The sequence below is a fragment of the Bartonella sp. AP21QHHD genome (assembly GCF_042196205.1).
Classification (GTDB): domain Bacteria; phylum Pseudomonadota; class Alphaproteobacteria; order Rhizobiales; family Rhizobiaceae; genus Bartonella.
This window is the reverse complement of the sequence record NZ_JBHIPT010000092.1, coordinates 12,673-32,421: the sequence shown is the minus strand read 5'-3', so window position 1 is coordinate 32,421 and position 19,749 is coordinate 12,673. Positions and strand designations below refer to the sequence as shown.

Here is a 19,749-nt window from a genome sequence, read left to right as displayed (position 1 = left end):
TTATGGAATATATCAGCACGAGAGGTGAAGCTCCTGCTTTAAGCTTTACGGAAACAATCATGACAGGGTTGGCAAGTGATGGGGGACTTTATTTGCCAGATAAATTTCCTCAGCTATCATTTGATGCGTTACGAGCACTTCGTGGTCAGTCCTATACAACAATTGCTAAAACTATTCTGTGGCCCTTTGTGAATAACGAAATCGAATATACAGCTTTTGAAAATATGATCGCTGAATCTTATGCAACCTTTCACCATCCAGCAATCTGTCCGTTACGACAAACTGGAGCAGATGAATTTATCCTTGAACTCTTTCATGGTCCTACTTTAGCTTTTAAAGATGTAGCAATGCAGTTTCTTTCTCGACTGATGGATTATGTTTTGACTGAAAAAAATAGATGTGCAACGATTATTGCTGCAACATCAGGTGATACAGGAGGAGCTGCAATACAGGCTTTTGCTGGAAAAGAACACTCAGATATTTTTATTTTATTTCCTAAAGGACGTGTATCGCCTGTTCAACAACGGCAAATGACAACCAATCATTGTTCCAATGTTCATGCCATTGCCATTGAAGGAAATTTTGATGATTGCCAAGCTCTTGTCAAAGCAATGTTTAATGACCACAATTTTCGTAAAAAAAGAGCACTTTCAGGTGTTAATTCTATAAATTGGGCGCGTATCATGGCGCAAATTGTTTACTATTTTTCATCTGCACTTTCTTTAGGAGCACCTGATAGAGCTGTTTCATTTACTGTTCCTACTGGAAATTTTGGTGATATTTTTGCAGGTTATGTCGCAGCCCGTATGGGATTACCCATTGCTCAACTGGTCATCGCAACGAATGATAACGACATCCTTGTACGTACATTGACCAGTGGTACTTACAAAACACAACCAATAGTCCATACAACATCACCTTCTATGGATATTCAGGTCTCTTCTAATTTTGAACGTTTGCTCTTTGAAAGTGGCAATCGTGATCCAATGTGGATTCGCAATGCAATGGAAAACTTGAAAAAAACGGGTCTCTTTACTCTTGATGAAAAGCAACTCAAAAATATTCGTTCCCTATTTTCCGCTGGAAAAAGCAACATGGCTGCAACAGCTCAAACAATTGATAGTGTCTATAAGGAAAGTGGCTATCTTGTTGATCCACATACAGCGGTCGCTCTTCAAGTAGCGCGTGAAAACAAAAAATCGCATATTCCAATGATCGTTCTTGCCACGGCTCATCCAGCTAAATTTCCTGATACTATTAAAAGCGCTTGTGGCCTTCATGCTCCATGGCCATCTCATCTCAATGATGTAATGAAACACGAAGAACATTTTATAAATCTTGCTAATGATGAAAAAATAGTAAAAGATTATATTTCTTTAAAATCGCGTGCATCTTATTAAAGTTAGCTGCATTAATTTAAATCAAGAATATTCTGATACCCTTACAATGAGGTATTTAGCTTATTTAATGGAGTTGTAAATACATGGATGTAGATATATGTCGCCTTAGTAATGGTTTGACTATCGCCACACATACAATGCAACAAATTGATAGTGTTGCCCTCGGAATATGGGTTAAAGTGGGCTCACGCAATGAAACCTCCACACAGCATGGTATTGCTCATCTTCTTGAGCATATGGCTTTTAAAGGAACCGAAAACCGTACTGCTTTTCAAATTGCAACCGATATTGAAGATGTTGGCGGTGAAATCAATGCTACAACCAGTATTGAAACAACAGCTTACTTTGCACGTGTTCTTAAAAGCGATATCCCACTTGCTATAGATATTTTAGCCGATATTTTAATGCATTCAAAATTTGACGACGATGAACTAGAACGAGAAAAACAAGTAATCTTTCAGGAAATTGGTGCTGCCCATGACACTCCTGATGACATTGTTTTTGATCACTTTACAGAAACAGCCTTTCGTCATCAATCCCTTGGACGCTCTATTTTAGGAACAGCTAAAACTATTCAATCATTTACATCTACTGATCTCCATGATTTCATCAATAAACAATATAGTGCAGATCGTATGATTGTCGTTGCTGCAGGAGCTGTAAAGCACGAAAGTTTCTTGCGAGAAGTTGAAAGTCGTCTTGGTACTTTTCGCTCCCATTCAACCGCACCTCTTACTAATCTTGCAAATTATGTCGGTGGCGACTTTCGTGAATATCGCGATTTAATGGATACACAAGTTGTTCTAGGGTTTGAAGGACGTGCTTATCACGCGCGTGATTTTTATGCAGCCCAAATTCTTTCTATCATTCTTGGTGGTGGTATGTCTTCACGTCTTTTTCAAGAGGTAAGAGAGAAACGTGGATTATGCTATTCTATTTATGCTTTTCATTGGGGATTTTCAGATACTGGGCTTTTTGGTGTTCACGCAGCTACCGGACAAGAAGGGCTCAAAGAACTTATTCCTGTGATTCTTGATGAACTTTCCAAGGTCAGCAAAAATATTCACGCCAACGAACTGCAACGAGCACAAACGCAATATCGTGCAAATCTGACAATGTCACAGGAAAATCCCTCTAGTCAAGCACATCTCATTGCTCGCCAAATACTCCTTTATGGTCGACCAATTCCAATATCGGAAACAATTGAACGCCTCAATCTCATCACTCCTAAAAGATTAACTGATTTAGCACATCGTCTTTTTACAAACTCCACTCCAACACTAACTGCTGTCGGACCTGTAGGACCCCTCATAAATTTTGATGATTTAACGTCAACTCTTTCATACAAGCTAAAGTAAAAACTTCTTTTCAAAGCAGCATCACAATAACATCACATATTTTATCATAAAATTTACCACAAAAGCTCTCCTCATTAAATAAGTTTTGGAAATATTGGGCAAATAGGCGTACAAAACTACCCAATTCATACTTCATGTGATAAAGATTCTAATAAGTGAAGGTATATCCGTGAAATCTGGAAATTCATGGTTTAACTTTGCCCTTTTAAAATATAAAACTTCATTCGCTTCAGGTTCCATTGAAGCAAATGGGTGTGTGGTCTATTTGTATATAAAATCACATAACTTAAGAAAAAGTGATAACAATTTATTATGTAAATAAATTATAAAAGGTGGACGTTTTTTCTCAAAAGTCGAAATGAAAATTAAACATCCTAAAATATTGAGAGTGGGACATTGTGAAGAGTTTGCGTAAAATAATTGACATCATTTTCATTGTAGTCGTTAGTTCTTTTGTCCATCTTACATCAGCACAAGCAATTGAACCAGTTAAAATTTCTTCTCAAGATGCTGCTCTTGATCTCTCAAAAGCAATTGAAATTCACCATACAAACAACTCTATTTTTCAAACAAGTACAGCACCAGGACCAGATGGTATTGTATGGCGTATTGAAGTGCAGGCAAAAAATGAAAAATTTTCCGGAAATTGGGCAGTTTTTTCTCTTGCAAATCCAACAGATGAACAAGTTGATCGTCTCATCGTTGCCCCCCATTACCGCATGGCACATTCTGGATTTTTTTGGCCAGACCTTGGATCATCAAGGATTCAATCCATAACGCCAAGCGAAGGTTTTTCCCTCGATCGTCAACTTAGTGCAAACTCTGATATCTTTCGTATTACCCTTAACCCTGGTGCTGTTATTACATTTGTGGCCGAACTTAACTCTGCAAATCTACCGCAAATCTATTTATGGCAACCTGAAGCTTATAAAGATGCAATTAATTCTTATACGCTTTATCATGGTATTCTTCTTGGGATATCAGGTCTCTTAGCGCTTTTGTTAACTGTTCTCTTCGTCGTCCGTGGAACAGGGCTGTTTCCTGCAACAGCGGCAGTTGCTTGGGCAGTGCTTTTTTATATTGGTATTGACTTCAACTTTTTAAATAAATTCTTTGCAGTTACACTCACAACCCAACCAATCTGGCGTGCTGGTACAGAAGTAGCACTTACTGCTACACTCTTCATTTTTCTTTTTACCTATCTCAGCCTTAACCGCTGGCATTATCATTTTAGTTACGGTGCTATCGCTTGGACCATTGCGTTTTGCAGTCTAGGAGCCTTTGCTATTTATGATCCCATCAGAGCAGCTGGAATTGCGCGTTTGTCTTTTGGCCTTACCGCTGTGCTTGGTATAATATTAATCATCTATTTCTCAATCAGAAGCTATGACCGCGCCATTATGCTTATTCCAACATGGTTGCTCATTAGCTTTTGGTGTGTTGGAGCCTATGCCTGCATAGCTGGACATTTAAACAATGATATTATCCAGCCAGCATTAGCGGGAGGATTAGTGCTCATTGTTCTTCTCATAAGCTTTACTGTCCTGCAACAAACTTTTTCTAATGACGCTTTCCATGAAGGAATATTTTCCGACCTTGAACAACAAGTACTCGCAGCAAAGGGAGCTGGAAATATTATTTGGGATTGGAATATTGAGCGTGATCGTATTGTTGTACATCCAAACATGGCAACCCTTTTTGGTACTGAAATTCATAACCTCAATGGACCTATGCGCAACTGGATTTCAGCCTTGCACCATGATGATCGTGAACGCTTTCAAGCCGTATTGGATATCATTCTTAAAAATAAAAAAGGGCGCATTGATCAAATTTTTCGGCTTTCTTCCGGTGGTGGTTATTATCATTGGTTTTCTCTTCGTGCACGTCCGGCTATGCAAAAAGATGGAAAAATCACACGTGTCATTGGAACCATTGTCAATATTACTAACCATAAAAAATCCGAAGAACGCTTATTGCATGATGCAATCCACGACAGCTTAACTGGACTTCCTAACCAACAAATTTTCTTTGATAGACTACAAAATTATACCTCTTTAGCGAAAGCAAATATCAAAATTAGACCAACTGTCTTTATGATTGATTTTGACAATTTTCGCCAAATTAATCGCAAATTAGGCATAGCAGTTGGGGATACTGTACTGCTTATAATCGCACGTCGTTTAAATCGTCTCATTAACTTTCAAGACACCTTATCGCGTCTTTCAGCAGACCGCTTTGCAATTATTTTACTCAGTGAAACCGAACCACAAAAAATTGCAGCATTTGCAGATCATTTGCACAAAACAATTTCAGCACCTATTTCACTTTCAGAAAATAAAATAATCCTTTCAACCTCTATCGGATTGGTTACATGGAGTGAAAGCCGGTCGACGGCTAAAGATATTTTTAATGATAGTGAGTTAGCGATGATTCGCGCAAAACAAATGGGTGGGAACCATATTGAACCTTTTCGTCCTAATTTTCGCACTTTGGGTCTCGAACATAATACTCTGGAGAAAGATGTCCATTATGCCATAAAACGTAATGAGATGAAAATCCTCTACCATCCTATTCTTAATTTATCAGACGGACATATTATTGGTTTTGAAACAATTGTAGAATGGCATCATCCCACTTATGGAAATTTAAATGTCTCTGATTTCATAAAAATCGTAGAAAATGAACAAATTGTTATGGATTTGTCACAATTTATCATCGATAATGCCATTATTGATCTTATAAATGTACAAGAAAAGTTTTCCCAACAATCTTTCTTTATTTCAATTAATTTACCAAGCGCAGAAATGATTCATCCTCGTTTTATCAGTCAATTGCGTGCCGCTTTGCTTCGCCATCCGCTCCACAAAGGGCGTCTGATGATTGAAATATCTGAATTTGTCTTAAGAAATAATCCTGAACAATCAGCGCACTTTCTTGAACAAATTAAAACACTTGGAATGAATCTCGCACTCGATAATTTTGGAACAGGTTATTCGTCTCTGACCTATCTCGTACGTTATCCATTTGATATGGTTAAACTTGATCGTTCACTTATCTCAATCGACTCTCTTAAGAAGAAAATTGTTCTAAAGTCTATCATTAATATGGCAACAGATCTTAATTTGCAAATTATCGCAGAAGGTGTTGAAAATGAAAAAGAAGCAATCTTCCTCCGTCAAGAAGGCTGTAAATATGTTCAAAGTACACTTGTGACGAAACCGATTGCCATAGAAGAATTAATTACGCTCGTTCAGAGCCATTTCCCTTATAAAATAAAAACATAAGGGATAAAATAACGTGTAAAGTTAAAAAGCTTAGAAAAAACTCTACGCGTGTCCCATTTCAGAAGCAAGATAAGTTGGATCGATACCCATGCGTGTTAAACTTTTATCATACTTGCAGCTTAAATCGCTTTCAAAAAGAAAACTAGGTGATGTAGAACTGATTAGCCAACCATTTGTAGAAATTTCTGCCTCAAGTTGCCCCGCTTTCCATCCAGCATAGCCTAATGCGACCAGTGCATGTTGCGGACCTTGTTCGCAACTGATCGCTTTTAATATATCAATTGTCGTAGTAAAACAGATCTTATCTGCAATAAAAACAGTTTCTTCACAAGCATAATCATCTGAATGAAGAACAAAACCACGCGAAGGATCAACAGGACCACCATAGCGAACTGGAAACTGTTTTATTGGTTCAGAAAGACTTTTTTTTTGGCCACTGTCTATGATTCCTAAGTGAAGCAAAAGCTCCGGAAAATCAATATGATGCAATTGATTGAGAATGATGCCCATCGCACCGGCATCAGAATGCGCACAAATATAAATAACAGAACGAATAAAGCGTTTGTCATTCATCCCAGGCATTGCTATGAGTAATTGTCCACCTAAAAAGCCATTACACCGCTTCATTAATCTGTTATTCTCCATAATTTACATGATAAAAGTTTGTTCATTTAGCACACTAGGAAAATAAAACTCCAATGAAAAAAAGTTATATATTTACAAATTTACAAAATATCGCAACTTTCTTTTATAAAAAGCTTTTAGTTACTTTAAGCTTAACATTCATAGTTTTAGAATTACTTAACATTCCTGTAAATGCTCAAACAGAACAAAAACTCCAGCTTTTCGCAACATCTTGGTATGAATCAGATGGTGGTCGTATCCGATTAGCGATCACTGAACCTTCTCTTTCTGGAATAAGAGAAGGCATTATTGAAATTGAGCTTAAACCAGGATGGAAAACTTACTGGCGTAATCCAGGTAATTCTGGCATGGCACCATTTTTTAATTTCAACCAACAGATTTCTTATGAAATCTTTTATCCTACTCCACAGCTTTTTGAAACAGAAAATGATTGGTCATTAGGTTATAAAGATAAAGTAATATTGCCCTTCAATCTTTCTAGTTCAAGCAAAAATTTAAGTGGTGCTTTCACTCTTGGATTATGTCACAAAATCTGTCTTCCATTTACTGTTAACTTTGATTTTTCGCCATCTGCTCTTAAAAATAAACAGCTTCCTGCTTCCTTCTTAAAAAAGGCGCAAGATTCTTTGCCACGCATGGCGCAGAATGCACTAAAAATAAGTGCCGAAAAAAATAACAGTACCCTTCTTATAAAAATACAAAATAATAACAAAACCACTCCTTCCTCTCTCTTTTTAGATGGAGGAGAAATGCAAATTGGAGCAGCAAGAAAAGTCAGTGATAACGCAGAATATACACTCTTTAATGCTCCACTCTATTTCGCACCAGAAGAAATAAACCAAAAAATTTTTTATACAGTTTCTTTTAAAGATCACGCCTTAAGTGGAACATTCATATTCCATACGCAGCCAACCCCTCTTGCGTCTCCGTGATAAAAGAAAAAGCTCTCAAACAGCAATTATGCTGGAAAACGTCCATTTTCACGATATTGAGTAATTGCTTTGCGAGCAAGGGCATCTGCGCGTTCATTTTCTGGATGTCCCGCATGCCCTTTTACCCAGTGCCATCTAACTGTATGACAAGAACTAGCATCCTCAAGAGCTTGCCATAGCTCCATATTTTTAACAGGATTTTTTGATGCGGTGCGCCAATTATTCTTTTTCCAATCTTCAATCCACTTAGATATACCGTTACGTACATAAACTGAGTCTGTATAAAGATCGACCAAACAGGGCTCTTTAAGCACCTTTAATGCACAAATTGCCGCCATGAGTTCCATTTGATTGTTTGTCGTATGGACCTTACCGCCATAAAGCTCCCGTTCATGACCATTCCAGCGTAAAATTGCCCCCCACCCTCCAATTCCAGGATTCCCTGAGCAAGCACCATCTGTATAAATTTCAACGACTTTTTGTTGAGTTGCCATAAAATTTAAAAACCTAATTCACTTAGCGAATTTACATTACTGAAAAAACAAAGCTTGTGCCAATACTCCCATGGATCTTTCTTAATAACAAAGCTATTAGGCGGTGTATTAAACCAATCATATAGACGTGTGAGTAAGAAACGTAGAGACGCACCACGAGCTAATAAAACCATCTTGTCCAATTCTAAAGGGATCAATGGTCTTATTTTTTGATAATTTTCCAATAACTTACGTGCTTTGGTAAGATTATAGGAATGATCAGGCTCAAAGCACCAAGCATTTAAACAGATCGCTAAATCATAAGCAAAAAAGTCATTACAAGCAAAATAGAAATCTATCATCCCAGAAAGACGATGATTCACAAAAAAAACGTTATCATTAAATAAATCTGCATGAATAATGCCTATTGGTAAATTGAACGGCCAATTTTCCTGTAAAAAAGCCAATTCCAACTCAATTTTTTGTCCAAATTCTTTTAACAATGCATCTTCTTTGGTTTGACAACGTTGCCACAATACCTGCCAATCCATAACAGAAAGAGTATTTTTACGACTGAGTGTAAAATCCTGTCCTGCTAAATGTAATTGTGCTAACCCCATCCCCACTTCGCCACAATGATCTATGTTGGGCTGGCGGATCCACTCTCCTTCCAGAAAAGTAATAATAGCAGCAGGACGTCCTGCTAATTCACAGATCATCATTCCATCATTTTGAATAACAGGTTTAGGACAAGGAATTCCACGTTGTCCTAAATGCTGCATCAAGCGACAAAAAAAAGGTAAATCATCTTCTGAAATACGCTTTTCATAAAGTGTTAAAATAAATCGCCCTTGTGTTGTCTCTAACATAAAATTGGAATTTTCAATCCCCTCTTCTATACCTTGATAAGACAAAAGTGATCCTATTGCATAACGTGTTAAAAACACTTTTAAATCATTTGGGTGAATATCTGTATAAACGGCCATTATTCTGCTTTCGTTGTAGACATGTCTGTATTCTGATTTTCATTTTTTGCATTATTTGCTTGACCATTGACGAAAGCCATATCTTGAGACGTTAAAATGACGTCACGTAATTCGCGACTCACTAAAAATTTTTCCGTTTCTACCGCTGTTTCAGCTAATTCTATTGTGACATCATAACGCTCACGAAACGCTGAAATAATTTCATCAATAATAATTTCAGGAGCCGAAGCCCCTGCTGAAAGACTGACAATAGAAAGAGATTTTAGGTTTTCAAAATTAATTTCATCAGCGCGCTGAACTAAAATAGCTTGTCGCGCACCAGACTTTTCGGCAACCTCTACTAAACGTCGTGAATTAGAAGAATTTGGTGCTCCAACAATCAAAAACAAATCACTCCCCTTTGCCGCTGCTTTAACCGCATCTTGTCGATTCGTTGTAGCATAGCAAATTGATTCAGCCGCTGGGGCTGCTAATGTAGGAAAACGTTGTTGTAATATATCGATAATTCCTGCAGTATCTTCAACAGAAAGCGTTGTTTGTGTAACAAATCCTAATTTATCTGGATCATTGGGTTGATAATGCAAAGCATCTTCTATCGTTTCAATAAGCGTCACAACCCCTTCTTCAAGCTGTCCCATTGTCCCTATCACTTCAGGATGACCAGCATGACCAATCAATATAACATGACGACCATGACGTTGATGTCGTATCGCTTGTTTATGAACTTTCGAGACCAACGGACATGTTGCGTCGAGATAAAACAAATTATAGCATCGTGCTTCTTCTGAAACAGATTTTGGTACACCATGAGCAGAAAAAACAACTGGTTGATTGCGATGTTCTTCTGGAATCTCATTAAGTTCTTCGACAAAAACAGCACCCCGTTGCTGTAATCCCTCAACCACGTAGCGGTTGTGTACAATTTCATGACGAACATATACTGGAACACCATATTTTTTTAATGCAAGCAGAACAATCTGGATAGCACGATCAACCCCTGCACAAAATCCACGTGGACCACAAAGACGTATCGTTAAAGGGGGAAGTCCAGACATAATCATCCTTAATCTCTATAGCTTTATCATATTCAAACAACCTATCATTATACATGAATAAGCAATGTAAAAAAACGCGCAATATCATCTTTTGTATAAGAACACACTCTATCGTATTTTCTTACAGCATTTTCTTGAAGAAAAGCTCTTTTAAAATTTGCTCCTTCATTTTACGCGACTAAAGAGCGATAAAATACCAAACAAGAGATTCAATCAAAAGAATTCCAAAGATAGCTGCCAAATAAAGTAATGAAAAGAAAAACGTTTTTTTGGCCATCAAAATAGTTTCATTATGTGTATCAGCTTTCCACAAACGATAGGCAAAATAAATAAAGATAATGCTTAAAATTGTTGAAAAAATACCATAAAAAATTCCGCCAAGACCAGTAAAACACGGAGCAGCAGCGCATAATGCCATCAAAACAGTATAAAATAAAATCTGTTTTTTTGTTGAATGCTCACCTCGTACATTAGGCATCATAGGGATACCTGCAGCCTCATAATCAAGAGATGAAAATAAAGAAAGAGCCCAAAAGTGAGGAGGGGTCCACATAAAAATGATTAAAAATAATAAAAAGCTATCAATACTCACTGTCCCTGTTGTCACGGACCATCCAATCATTGGTGGAAAAGCCCCAGAAGCACCACCAATAACAATATTTTGTGGTGTGATACGCTTTAACCAAATTGTATAGATAACGACATAAAAGAAAATCGTAAACGCAAGAAAAAATGCCGCAAACCAATTAATGAAGCTCCCCATAACCAATACCGAGAGCATAGAAAGAACCATGCCAAAAATAAATGCCTTTTGGGAGCTGATTTTACCCATGGGAATAGGACGCTTTTTAGTTCGTTCCATCACAGCATCAATGTCAGCATCATACCACATATTCAATGCTCCCGCACCACCACCGCCAACAGCAATACATAAAATTGCTAAAAAACCATACAACGGATTGATAGGAACAGGCGATACAAGCAAACCAACCAGAGCCGTAAAAACCACAAGAGACATAACACGTGGCTTTAATAATGTGATGTAATCACCAATACCGGATTTTGGTGGCGTTGATTTACCATTCACAACAGATAACTCTTCTGAAACTGACATTCCACTCAAAGCCCTTTTCCATTTCTGTCATTCACAAACCCAATATTATCTGACAAATATTATCTAGCGTATGGAAATGACCAATTAAGACCAATCGTATTTTTGAGAAAATATGAAATATCTCTTTCGCACGTATCCCCTAAAAGTAAATGGAAATATTGGCAATAAAAATACATTTTTTCAATCAACGTTCTCTCCACATTACAAATGTATCATAAAAATATATCATATGAATTAATATATTTGGGTAAATACTGATTTTGTGTTATAGTTTTTTATGGGGAGTTCATTTTTTTATGTAAATCTATGCATGGTTGTGGGTGTTGAGTCGGATAGGATTTTCTGTGATACTTTATAAATTACTCAAAAAAACTTTTTTTATTGGTGCTGTTCTTTACACACTTTATAGTAGTTTTATCAGTCATGCATTTGCACAAACACCCTATGCACAAGATGTCCCTGCTCCACAAACCTATGGTGCATGGACAAAAGTGTGTTCTCTACCACCAGGTACACCTAACATGCAGTGTGAAGTTGTACAAAACGTTCACACACAAGGGCGTCAAGATATTACCTTGCGCGTTACATTTTATAAACTTCCTCAAAAGCAAGGTGCCTTGATGCGTGTTTTTGTTCCGATTCGCGTTGAATTACGTCCTGGCGTTGGAATTAAAATTGACGATAAAAATATGGGCAGAATGGAATATCGTCGTTGTCTTGGTGATAATTGTGTTGCTGAAGCCTTTCTTAAAGAAGACATATTGCAGCTCTTTTTAAAAGGAAAAATGGCAACCTATTTTATCTTTACAACTCCTGAACAAGGGATTGGAGGTTTTGTTGACCTTCATGGTCTTGGCGACGCCTATGCAACCTTACCGACATGAATGAAATCAATACATTTTAAACAATCAAAATCTCATCGTATATTTTGAAAGATTCTTAAAATTAGATTGATAAAAATCTTCTAAGCCCCCATAAAAATAGGATAATTCTTATGAAATCGCTGATTGATCATTTTGATATTGCTTCCTCTAAAGTGCAATCACTTATACAGGAAACACTTCATCATGCTGATGATGGTGAGCTTTACCTTGAGTATACAGAAAGCGAAGCTCTTTTATTTGATAATGGACAGCTTAAAAACGGCTCATTTCATCAAGATATGGGATTTGGACTACGCGTTGTTGCTGGAGAGGCTACTGGATATGCTCACTCTAGTGAGTTATCAGCTGCTGCACTCAAACGTGCCAGTGAAGCTGCTAAAGCTGTTACCTATAATAATCATGCAGGGACTTATAGCATAGCACCTCAACAAACAAACAAAAGACTTTATCAACCGCATAATCCCCTTGATTCTCCATCATTTGAAGAAAAAAGTGCTCTTTTGCAAAAAATTGATGCCTATTTACGTGCTAAAAATGATAAATTGCATCAGGTGACTGTTTCTCTTTCCGGCTCGCTACAACATGTTGAAATTTTACGTGCAGATGGTTATTTGGTTCGTGATATTCGTCCCCTTGTGCGACTTTCTATATCTGTGGTCGCAGCTGAAGGCAATCGACGTGAAAATGGTTTTTATGGATGTGGAGGGAGACAAGCATTTAACCAATTTATTCATGAAGACAATTGGAAAAAAGCTGCAGATGAAGCCTTACGTATGGCTTTAACAAATTTAGAAGCAGAAGCAGCGCCAGCAGGAACATTTGATGTTGTTTTAGCCAATGGATGGCCCGGTGTTATGCTTCATGAAGCCGTAGGTCATGGATTGGAAGGTGACTTTAACCGCAAAAAAACTTCTGCTTTTGCTGGACTTCTTGGCCAACAAGTTGCCGCAAAAGGTGTTACAGTTGTTGATGATGGTACAATTCCCGAATGCCGTGGTTCACTTACTGTTGATGATGAAGGAACCCCATCAGGATATAATGTTCTTATTGAAGATGGAAAACTCGTTGGCTTTATGCAAGACAGACTAAATGCTCGACTTATGGGGGTTAATCCAACTGGAAATGGACGGCGTGAATCCTATGCACATGCACCAATGCCGCGGATGACTAATACGATCATGCTAGGAGGCGATAAAACACCTGAAGAAATTCTATCATCATTCAAAAACGGTATCTACGCTGTTTCATTTGGCGGAGGACAAGTTGATATCACTTCTGGAAAGTTCGTCTTTGAATGTACTGAAGCTTACAGAGTAGAAAATGGTAAAATTGTAGCGCCTATTAAAGGTGCAACCCTTATCGGTAATGGACCAGATGCCATGAAACGTATTACAATGATTGGCAATGATAGCAAACTTGATAATGGTATTGGCATGTGCGGAAAAGCAGGGCAAAATGTCCCTGTTGGTGTTGGTCAACCTCATCTTCGAATCAATAATATGACAATCGGTGGAACTGCGCTTATAGAGGAATAAGCTTGCTCATTCCTTCCCAGTATTGCCTCCTTCTCGTCTATTACGACCATTTTGTGAGGGGGATGTTACAATGAATTGATTTATAAAGATAATCTAGCGTTATTCATATTTTATTAGAACCTTGAATACCGTAAGATTCTCTCATTTTAAATCTGTGTCTGTTGGATCAATCAAAATCATTCGTTTATACGTTACAGGCGGGGAGAGTTATATGGATAAAAACTGTACAAGAAAGAACTAAAGATTCCTCTTATGGGCCGTCTCAAGTACCAAGAGTTTTAAGAAACATTAGGGGATGGCAAATATAACGACGGCACAGGCTTATTCAGACACATCTTCTTCGTAATACATTAGTCTTTTGTGGTTTTTTTGTGTGGGGTAACTTGTCTTTTATATTTCATAATAAAAAAGCTTAAAAGAAAAAAAACACTTTCTACATTCAGTGCTCTTAACTCAACGAGAAAAAGATTATTATTATAGATAAATTTTGGAGAGATTTTATAATAATACACAGGTCAACTTTTAAAAAATCTTCATAGCATTAAAAAAAATTAGGCTAAAGTTTCCAACCTTTCTTTTTTTTCTTTTTGCTCAAAACAGCAACAATTTCGACATGTGGTGACCATAAAAATTGATCAATCGGTATGATTTTTTCTACTGTATACCCCCCTGCAACAAGAAGAGATAAATCACGAGCAAATGTAGTAGGATTACAAGAAATTGCCACAACACGTGATACTGTTGTCTTCGCTAATTCACGTACTTGTTGCTCTGCACCAGCACGGGGAGGATCAAAAACAACACTCTCAAAACATTCAAGTTCCTTTACAGAAAGGGGATGTCGGAAAAGATCACGTTTTTCACAAGTGAACGTTTTTAAACCAGTCGCAAAACGTGCTGCTGTATTTAGATTTCTTAATGCATCTTCATTATTTTCTACTGCATGAACATTCATCTTTTTTGCCATACGCAAGGTAAATGTTCCTACCCCTGAAAACAAATCAACAGCATTCTTTACTTTTTTAAAATGAGTCAAAATAATATTGCCCATTATATTTTCAGCTTCACAAGTTGCTTGCAGAAAACCACCAGAAGGAAATTCAACACGGACATCTCCAAAGTAAATCTCTGGTTTTTCTCGTTCAACCAAAACTTCACCGTCAACAGATAAACGTATAATCCCATATGAAAGAGCAGCACTGATCATTTTCTGACGAAGTGATTCATGGTGTATAATGCAACCGCTTAAAGCAACATCTAAACCATTTTCAACACATGTTATCGTAACATGAAACCGTTTGGCAGAGCTGCTTAGAAAAGCACAGAGCTCTCTAATATTATGCAACTGAGAAATAAGCTCTGGACGGCTTACTGGACATTCCTCAAGAGCTACAATCTCATGAGAGAGATAACGGTTAAAACCAACTTTTTGCCCCTGTGGGGTCATAGATGCTGTTAGAGTAATCCGCCGTCGGCTATAAGGTTTACATTCTATTAAAGGCGCAACAACATTATTAAGTCCATACTTTTTAAGCGCATCAACAACCAATTGTTGTTTCCATACGCGATAAGCATCCATATGCCAATGCTGAAGAGTACACCCTCCACATTCTCCAAAATGCTGACAAAGAGTATCAATGCGTTCTAATGATTTTTCTTTTAATGCTATATATGTTGCATATTTTCCATGAACAGTAATTTCAGCACACTCTCCTGGTAAAGTAAAAGGAACAGAAACGAAGCCGTGAGACGTCTTAGCAGTACCATAACCATTTGCTCCGATATGATCGATTATGACATTGTCATTCACTCTTGTTTTTCTCCGAATAGTAAATATTCCACGTTGCCATCACCACCTGTAATAGGGGAAGAAATTAAACCTTTTGCACTCCACCCTGTTTGTGTATTTAACCAAACAAAAAGCGCCTCAGCAATTTTTTTAGCACTTGATGGACTTAATATTCCTCCCTTACTAAAGTGTTTACGACCAACCTCAAACTGAGGCTTTACCAGTAAAACAGCTTGGGCTCCCTTCTTGGCTAAAGACAACACGGGAGGCAATGCAAGTTTGAGCGAAATAAAGCTAACATCTGAAACGATAAGATCAATTTCTCGCCCACCTAAATGTTCCTGTTTAAAATCTCTGACATTCAAGCCTTCTAATAACGTTATAGCACTGTTGCCCAATAAACGTTTATCAAATTGATGATGCCCAACATCAACGGCAATGACATGATCTGCTCCACGCTCTAAGAGAACTTGCGTAAAACCACCTGTTGATGCACCAACATCAATGGCTGTCACTTTATCTGTTATAATTGGAAATGCATCAAGTGCAGCAATCAATTTTAACGCTGCCCGAGAAACATAATTCTGTGCTGGATCACAAACGGTAATCTCTGCATCATCAAAAACGATTTGCCCAGCTTTAAAAACGATTTCTCCGTTAACTTTAACAGTTTGGCGCATAATTGCATCACGTGCGCGTGAACGTGTCCTAAAAAAGTTTTTTTCAACTAAAAAAATATCGAGTCTTTTTCTGGAAGCCATCTCATACTCGAATTTTCTATTCTGTTCGAATCTCGCGTCCCAAAACAGCAAAAACCGTGCTTAAAATACCCATAGCGTCAAGTCCGACACGTGAAAGAACTTTTTCTGGTGAACCATGATTCAAATATTCATCAGGAAATTTTAGTGTACGAACTTTCAAACCATGCTCTAAGAGCCCTTCTTGCGCTAAAAATTGTAATATGTGCGCTCCCAATCCACCGATTGCCCCTTCTTCAATTGTCACCAATACCTCATGCTCACGTGCCAAACGACGCATCAAATCCTTATCTAAAGGTTTTGCAAACCGTGCATCTGCAACCGTTGTAGACAATCCTTCAGCCTCCAACGCATCAGCAGCTTGCAACACTTCTGACATCCGCGTTCCAAAACAAACCAAAGCGATTCTATTTCCTTCACGCAGAACGCGCCCTTTTCCAATTTCTAATAACTCACCACGTTGCGGTAAATCTATACCAATCCCCTCACCACGCGGATAACGAAAAGAAATTGGTCCCTGATCATAAGCTGCAGCTGTACGCACCATATGCATCAGTTCAAGCTCATCAGAAGGTGCCATAACAACAAAGTCAGGAAGAGTGGCCAAAAAAACAATATCAAAACTTCCAGCATGTGTTGCACCATCTGCCCCCACAAAACCTGCTCGGTCAATAGCAAAACGTACCGGTAATTTTTGAATTGATACATCATGAACAATTTGATCATAAGCACGCTGTAAAAAAGTAGAATAAATTGCAACAAAAGGCTTATACCCTTCACAAGCAAGTCCTGCCGCAAAAGTTACGGCATGTTGCTCAGCGATACCAACATCAAACATTTTTTCAGAAAATTTTTTCGCAAAAGAATCAAGACCTGTCCCTGTTGGCATCGCTGCTGTTATGCCAACAATCTTATCATCATGGCGAGCTTCTTCTATTAAAGCTTTAGAAAATACCTTGGTATAGGGTAGAATATTACTTGATGCTTTTACCTGTTTTCCTGTCGTGACATCAAAACGATTAACACCATGATATTTATCAGACGAGGCCTCTGCAGGTGGATATCCCTTTCCCTTATGGGTTACAACATGCACCAAAACAGGACCATTAGGATATTCACGAACATTTTTAAAAACAGGCAATAAATGCCCCAAATTGTGCCCATCTATGGGGCCAACATAATAAAAGCCAAGCTCATCAAATAAAGTTCCCCCAACCAAAAGGCCACGCGCAAATTCCTCTGAACGACGGGCTTTATCCAAAAAAAACTTTGGCAATTTTTCGCTCAACATCTTTACGCGTTCACGCAAATGACGATAAGAAGGACGAGACACTAATCGTGCAAGATGTGCACTCATAGCACCTGTAGGTGGTGCTATAGACATATCGTTATCATTAAGAACAACAATCAAGCGTGCATTCAAAGCACCAGCGTTGTTCATTGCTTCATAAGCCATGCCCGCAGACATTGCACCATCACCAATGACAGTTATGATATTGCGTCTTGTCTCTGCTTTCAAAGCACTTGCCACCGCCATACCAAGCCCCGCTGAAATAGAAGTAGACGAATGCCCCGCTCCAAATGGATCATACACACTTTCTGAACGTTTTGTAAAACCCGATAATCCGCCCTCTTGACGTAATGTGCGAATTTTTTCTCTACGCCCCGTTAAAATCTTGTGTGGATAGGTTTGATGACCAACATCCCAAATAATCCTATCCTCTGGTGTATTAAAAATATAATGTAATGCAACAGTGAGCTCAACAACACCAAGTCCCGCGCCAAGATGACCACCTGTTACAGAAACCGCATCAATTGTTGCGGTCCGCAACTCATCAGCCAACTGTACCAAATCAGACTCAGGCAATGCCCGCAAATCTTGCGGAAAACAAACACGGTCAAGCAATGGTGTTAAGACTTGAGACAAAAAAAATCCTTTCTATTATCTTAACTCAAGAAAACACAATGATAAAAATATATCTTCTCTACTCTTTTATTTACAGTTTTGCATCTTTTTTACTGAAAAATGCTCTTTTCTATTTGAGATGAGCTATAATTTCCTCATTTTTAACTTATTTTATAAAAAAGAAATCAATAAAACTTTCTATTTATAAACTAAGGTTATTGCTTCTCTTAAGTCCCACAATAAATATCCAAAAAGATTTAAATTATTTAGCATCAAGTGGTTCCACTCCTTCTGGAGAACCTTCTTCTGAAAGCTGGATTTTTTCAACTTTAGCTTCAGCAACTCTTAAGAGTTTTTCACAATGCTTTTTAAGCGCTTCACCGCGTTCATAAATATCAATGGATTGTTCCAAAGGCACATCGCCACGTTCCAAATTTTCGACAATAACTTCAAGTTGCTTAAGCGCTTGCTCAAAGCTTAAGGTCGTAATATCCCCCTCTTGTATCTCTTTTTTCATATGAACCTCAAAAAATATCTGTTCTGGATATACGAACTCCAAAACCTTCCAAACCTACATAATGATGCTCTTTAGAAACATAAACAATAACAGAGCCTATTCCTAAATATTTTAAAATTTGTGATCCTAAACCAATTTTGCGCCATTCTTCTTCGCGTTCAATCGCCTGCACATGGTTTTCTGAACTGTTTCTTGTCATGTTTTGAATACCAACAGTTGATTGTATAACAGATCCTTCACGCAAATAAATAAATACGCCACGTTTTTCTTTTTCCATCATACGCCGCATCATCACCATAATATCTGAAGTTTGACAAAAAACGTCACTTATAATGTTTTCATGATGTAAATGCACAGGAATATTCTCACCCTCACGGACATCACCAAAAACAATTGCAATATGCTGAACGACTTCCCAAGGGAGTTGATAACTTTGAACAATAGCGGGACCTACAGATGTTTCAATAAGCATTTCTCCAACATGCTTGATCAATATTTCCTTACGTTGGCGGTAAGAAATTAAATCTGCAACCGTTATAATATGCAACCGATGTTCTTGCGCAAATTTCATAATCTGATCGCCATGTTTAACGCTTCCATCATCATTGACTAATTCACCGATAACACCAACCGGCGGCAAATTAGATAATTTACATAAATCAACAGCGGCCTCCGTGTGACCTGAACGCATGAGCACCCCCCCTTCATGCGCAATTAAAGGAAAAACATGCCCTGGACGAACAAAATCATCCGCACTTGCATTTGAATTCGCAAGATTACGTACAGCTAATGTACGGTCATGCGCTGAAATTCCTGTTGTTATGCCGTGTTTAAAATCAACAGTAACCGTAAATTGCGTCCCATGTGCAGAGTTATTATCTGGTACCATAGGAGAAAGATTAAACCGTTTTGCTTCTTTTTTTGGCATAGGTGTGCACACAATACCTGTTGTGTGACGAAGAATAAACGCCATCTTTTCTTCTGTACAATGCGCTGCAGCAACAGTTAAATCACCCTCATTTTCACGGTCATCATCATCTGTCACCACAACAATTTCACCGCGTTCAAAAGCTTTAAGTGCAGAAACAATTTTTTTTTCATCATACGCCATTG

The 19,749-nt window shown here is 37.9% G+C and carries 16 protein-coding genes; 6 read left to right on the top strand and 10 right to left on the bottom strand.

Features of this window, described 5'->3' with window-relative positions:
- Positions 1-2 precede the first annotated feature (2 nt).
- The 3 genes from thrC to ACFIMC_RS05340 all read left to right on the top strand — a co-directional run bounded on the left by thrC (position 3) and on the right by ACFIMC_RS05340 (position 6,042).
- Positions 3-1,400, top strand: a complete 1,398-nt coding sequence (gene thrC / locus ACFIMC_RS05350; protein WP_375613018.1) for a threonine synthase — start codon at positions 3-5, stop codon at positions 1,398-1,400.
- An 83-nt stretch (positions 1,401-1,483) separates the two neighbouring features.
- Positions 1,484-2,758, top strand: a complete 1,275-nt coding sequence (locus ACFIMC_RS05345) for a M16 family metallopeptidase (protein ID WP_375611135.1) — start codon at positions 1,484-1,486, stop codon at positions 2,756-2,758.
- A 398-nt stretch (positions 2,759-3,156) separates the two neighbouring features.
- Entirely contained in the window at positions 3,157-6,042 is a 2,886-nt protein-coding gene (locus ACFIMC_RS05340; protein WP_375672014.1) for an EAL domain-containing protein, read from the top strand.
- Positions 6,043-6,084: 42 nt separating this feature from the next.
- On the opposite strand, the gene ACFIMC_RS05335 is transcribed toward ACFIMC_RS05340, so the two are convergent.
- Positions 6,085-6,669 carry a YqgE/AlgH family protein gene (locus ACFIMC_RS05335; protein WP_375672015.1) on the bottom strand — a complete coding sequence of 195 codons (585 nt, stop codon included), beginning with the start codon at positions 6,667-6,669 and terminating at the stop codon, positions 6,085-6,087.
- Between the two features lie 71 nt (positions 6,670-6,740).
- Between ACFIMC_RS05335 and ACFIMC_RS05330 the strand changes: the two genes are divergently transcribed.
- On the top strand, positions 6,741-7,619 hold the full coding sequence (locus tag ACFIMC_RS05330; RefSeq protein ID WP_375661881.1) for a protein-disulfide reductase DsbD domain-containing protein: 879 nt from the start codon (positions 6,741-6,743) through the stop codon (positions 7,617-7,619).
- 26 nt (positions 7,620-7,645) lie between these two features.
- Here ACFIMC_RS05330 and rnhA read toward each other — a convergent pair whose 3' ends face one another.
- The 4 genes from rnhA to cyoE form a co-directional block, all read right to left on the bottom strand.
- A complete protein-coding gene (gene rnhA / locus ACFIMC_RS05325) occupies positions 7,646-8,113 on the bottom strand; it encodes a ribonuclease HI (protein WP_375634233.1) in 468 nt (155 codons plus the stop codon).
- A gap of 5 nt (positions 8,114-8,118) precedes the next feature.
- Positions 8,119-9,078, bottom strand: coding sequence for a homoserine kinase (locus ACFIMC_RS05320; protein WP_375672016.1), 960 nt, complete (start codon positions 9,076-9,078; stop codon positions 8,119-8,121).
- Entirely contained in the window at positions 9,078-10,133 is a 1,056-nt protein-coding gene (gene ispH / locus ACFIMC_RS05315) for a 4-hydroxy-3-methylbut-2-enyl diphosphate reductase (protein ID WP_375636191.1), read from the bottom strand. Before ispH ends, ACFIMC_RS05320 begins: the two co-directional genes overlap by 1 nt.
- 178 nt (positions 10,134-10,311) lie before the next feature.
- Positions 10,312-11,247 (bottom strand): heme o synthase, encoded by a 936-nt coding sequence (cyoE, locus tag ACFIMC_RS05310; protein WP_375634227.1) that lies wholly within the window; start codon positions 11,245-11,247, stop codon positions 10,312-10,314.
- Between the two features lie 344 nt (positions 11,248-11,591).
- On the opposite strand from cyoE, the gene ACFIMC_RS05305 reads away from it, so the two are divergent.
- Both ACFIMC_RS05305 and tldD read left to right on the top strand, forming a co-directional pair.
- The gene (locus ACFIMC_RS05305; RefSeq protein WP_375611128.1) at positions 11,592-12,131 is read left to right on the top strand and encodes an invasion associated locus B family protein; all 540 of its coding nucleotides are present in this window, start codon (positions 11,592-11,594) and stop codon (positions 12,129-12,131) included.
- A gap of 110 nt (positions 12,132-12,241) precedes the next feature.
- Entirely contained in the window at positions 12,242-13,666 is a 1,425-nt protein-coding gene (tldD, locus tag ACFIMC_RS05300; protein WP_375634225.1) for a metalloprotease TldD, read from the top strand.
- A 556-nt stretch (positions 13,667-14,222) separates the two neighbouring features.
- Here the strand turns inward: tldD and ACFIMC_RS05295 are convergent.
- The 5 genes from ACFIMC_RS05295 to ribB form a co-directional block, all read right to left on the bottom strand.
- Positions 14,223-15,476, bottom strand: a complete 1,254-nt coding sequence (locus ACFIMC_RS05295) for a class I SAM-dependent RNA methyltransferase (protein WP_375634223.1) — start codon at positions 15,474-15,476, stop codon at positions 14,223-14,225.
- Positions 15,473-16,216 (bottom strand): TlyA family RNA methyltransferase, encoded by a 744-nt coding sequence (locus tag ACFIMC_RS05290; RefSeq protein ID WP_375672017.1) that lies wholly within the window; start codon positions 16,214-16,216, stop codon positions 15,473-15,475. The genes ACFIMC_RS05295 and ACFIMC_RS05290 overlap by 4 nt, the downstream gene beginning before the upstream one ends.
- A gap of 16 nt (positions 16,217-16,232) precedes the next feature.
- Positions 16,233-18,140: a 1-deoxy-D-xylulose-5-phosphate synthase gene (gene dxs / locus ACFIMC_RS05285; protein WP_375680919.1), complete on the bottom strand. Its 1,908-nt coding sequence runs from the start codon at positions 18,138-18,140 to the stop codon at positions 16,233-16,235.
- A 241-nt stretch (positions 18,141-18,381) separates the two neighbouring features.
- On the bottom strand, positions 18,382-18,636 hold the full coding sequence (locus ACFIMC_RS05280) for an exodeoxyribonuclease VII small subunit (RefSeq protein WP_375618413.1): 255 nt from the start codon (positions 18,634-18,636) through the stop codon (positions 18,382-18,384).
- Between the two features lie 7 nt (positions 18,637-18,643).
- The gene (ribB, locus tag ACFIMC_RS05275) at positions 18,644-19,747 is read right to left on the bottom strand and encodes a 3,4-dihydroxy-2-butanone-4-phosphate synthase (protein ID WP_375680918.1); all 1,104 of its coding nucleotides are present in this window, start codon (positions 19,745-19,747) and stop codon (positions 18,644-18,646) included.
- Positions 19,748-19,749 lie beyond the last annotated feature (2 nt).

Coding starts and splice junctions, on each gene's coding strand:
- thrC (WP_375613018.1), top strand. CDS start 3: ATGGAATATATCAGCACGAGAGGTGAAGCTCCTGCTTTAAGCTTTACG.
- ACFIMC_RS05345 (WP_375611135.1), top strand. CDS start 1,484: ATGGATGTAGATATATGTCGCCTTAGTAATGGTTTGACTATCGCCACA.
- ACFIMC_RS05335 (WP_375672015.1), bottom strand. CDS start 6,669: ATGAAGCGGTGTAATGGCTTTTTAGGTGGACAATTACTCATAGCAATG.
- ACFIMC_RS05330 (WP_375661881.1), top strand. CDS start 6,741: ATGAAAAAAAGTTATATATTTACAAATTTACAAAATATCGCAACTTTC.
- rnhA (WP_375634233.1), bottom strand. CDS start 8,113: ATGGCAACTCAACAAAAAGTCGTTGAAATTTATACAGATGGTGCTTGC.
- ACFIMC_RS05320 (WP_375672016.1), bottom strand. CDS start 9,078: ATGGCCGTTTATACAGATATTCACCCAAATGATTTAAAAGTGTTTTTA.
- ispH (WP_375636191.1), bottom strand. CDS start 10,133: ATGTCTGGACTTCCCCCTTTAACGATACGTCTTTGTGGTCCACGTGGA.
- cyoE (WP_375634227.1), bottom strand. CDS start 11,247: ATGTCAGTTTCAGAAGAGTTATCTGTTGTGAATGGTAAATCAACGCCA.
- tldD (WP_375634225.1), top strand. CDS start 12,242: ATGAAATCGCTGATTGATCATTTTGATATTGCTTCCTCTAAAGTGCAA.
- ACFIMC_RS05290 (WP_375672017.1), bottom strand. CDS start 16,216: ATGGCTTCCAGAAAAAGACTCGATATTTTTTTAGTTGAAAAAAACTTT.
- ACFIMC_RS05280 (WP_375618413.1), bottom strand. CDS start 18,636: ATGAAAAAAGAGATACAAGAGGGGGATATTACGACCTTAAGCTTTGAG.
- ribB (WP_375680918.1), bottom strand. CDS start 19,747: ATGGCGTATGATGAAAAAAAAATTGTTTCTGCACTTAAAGCTTTTGAA.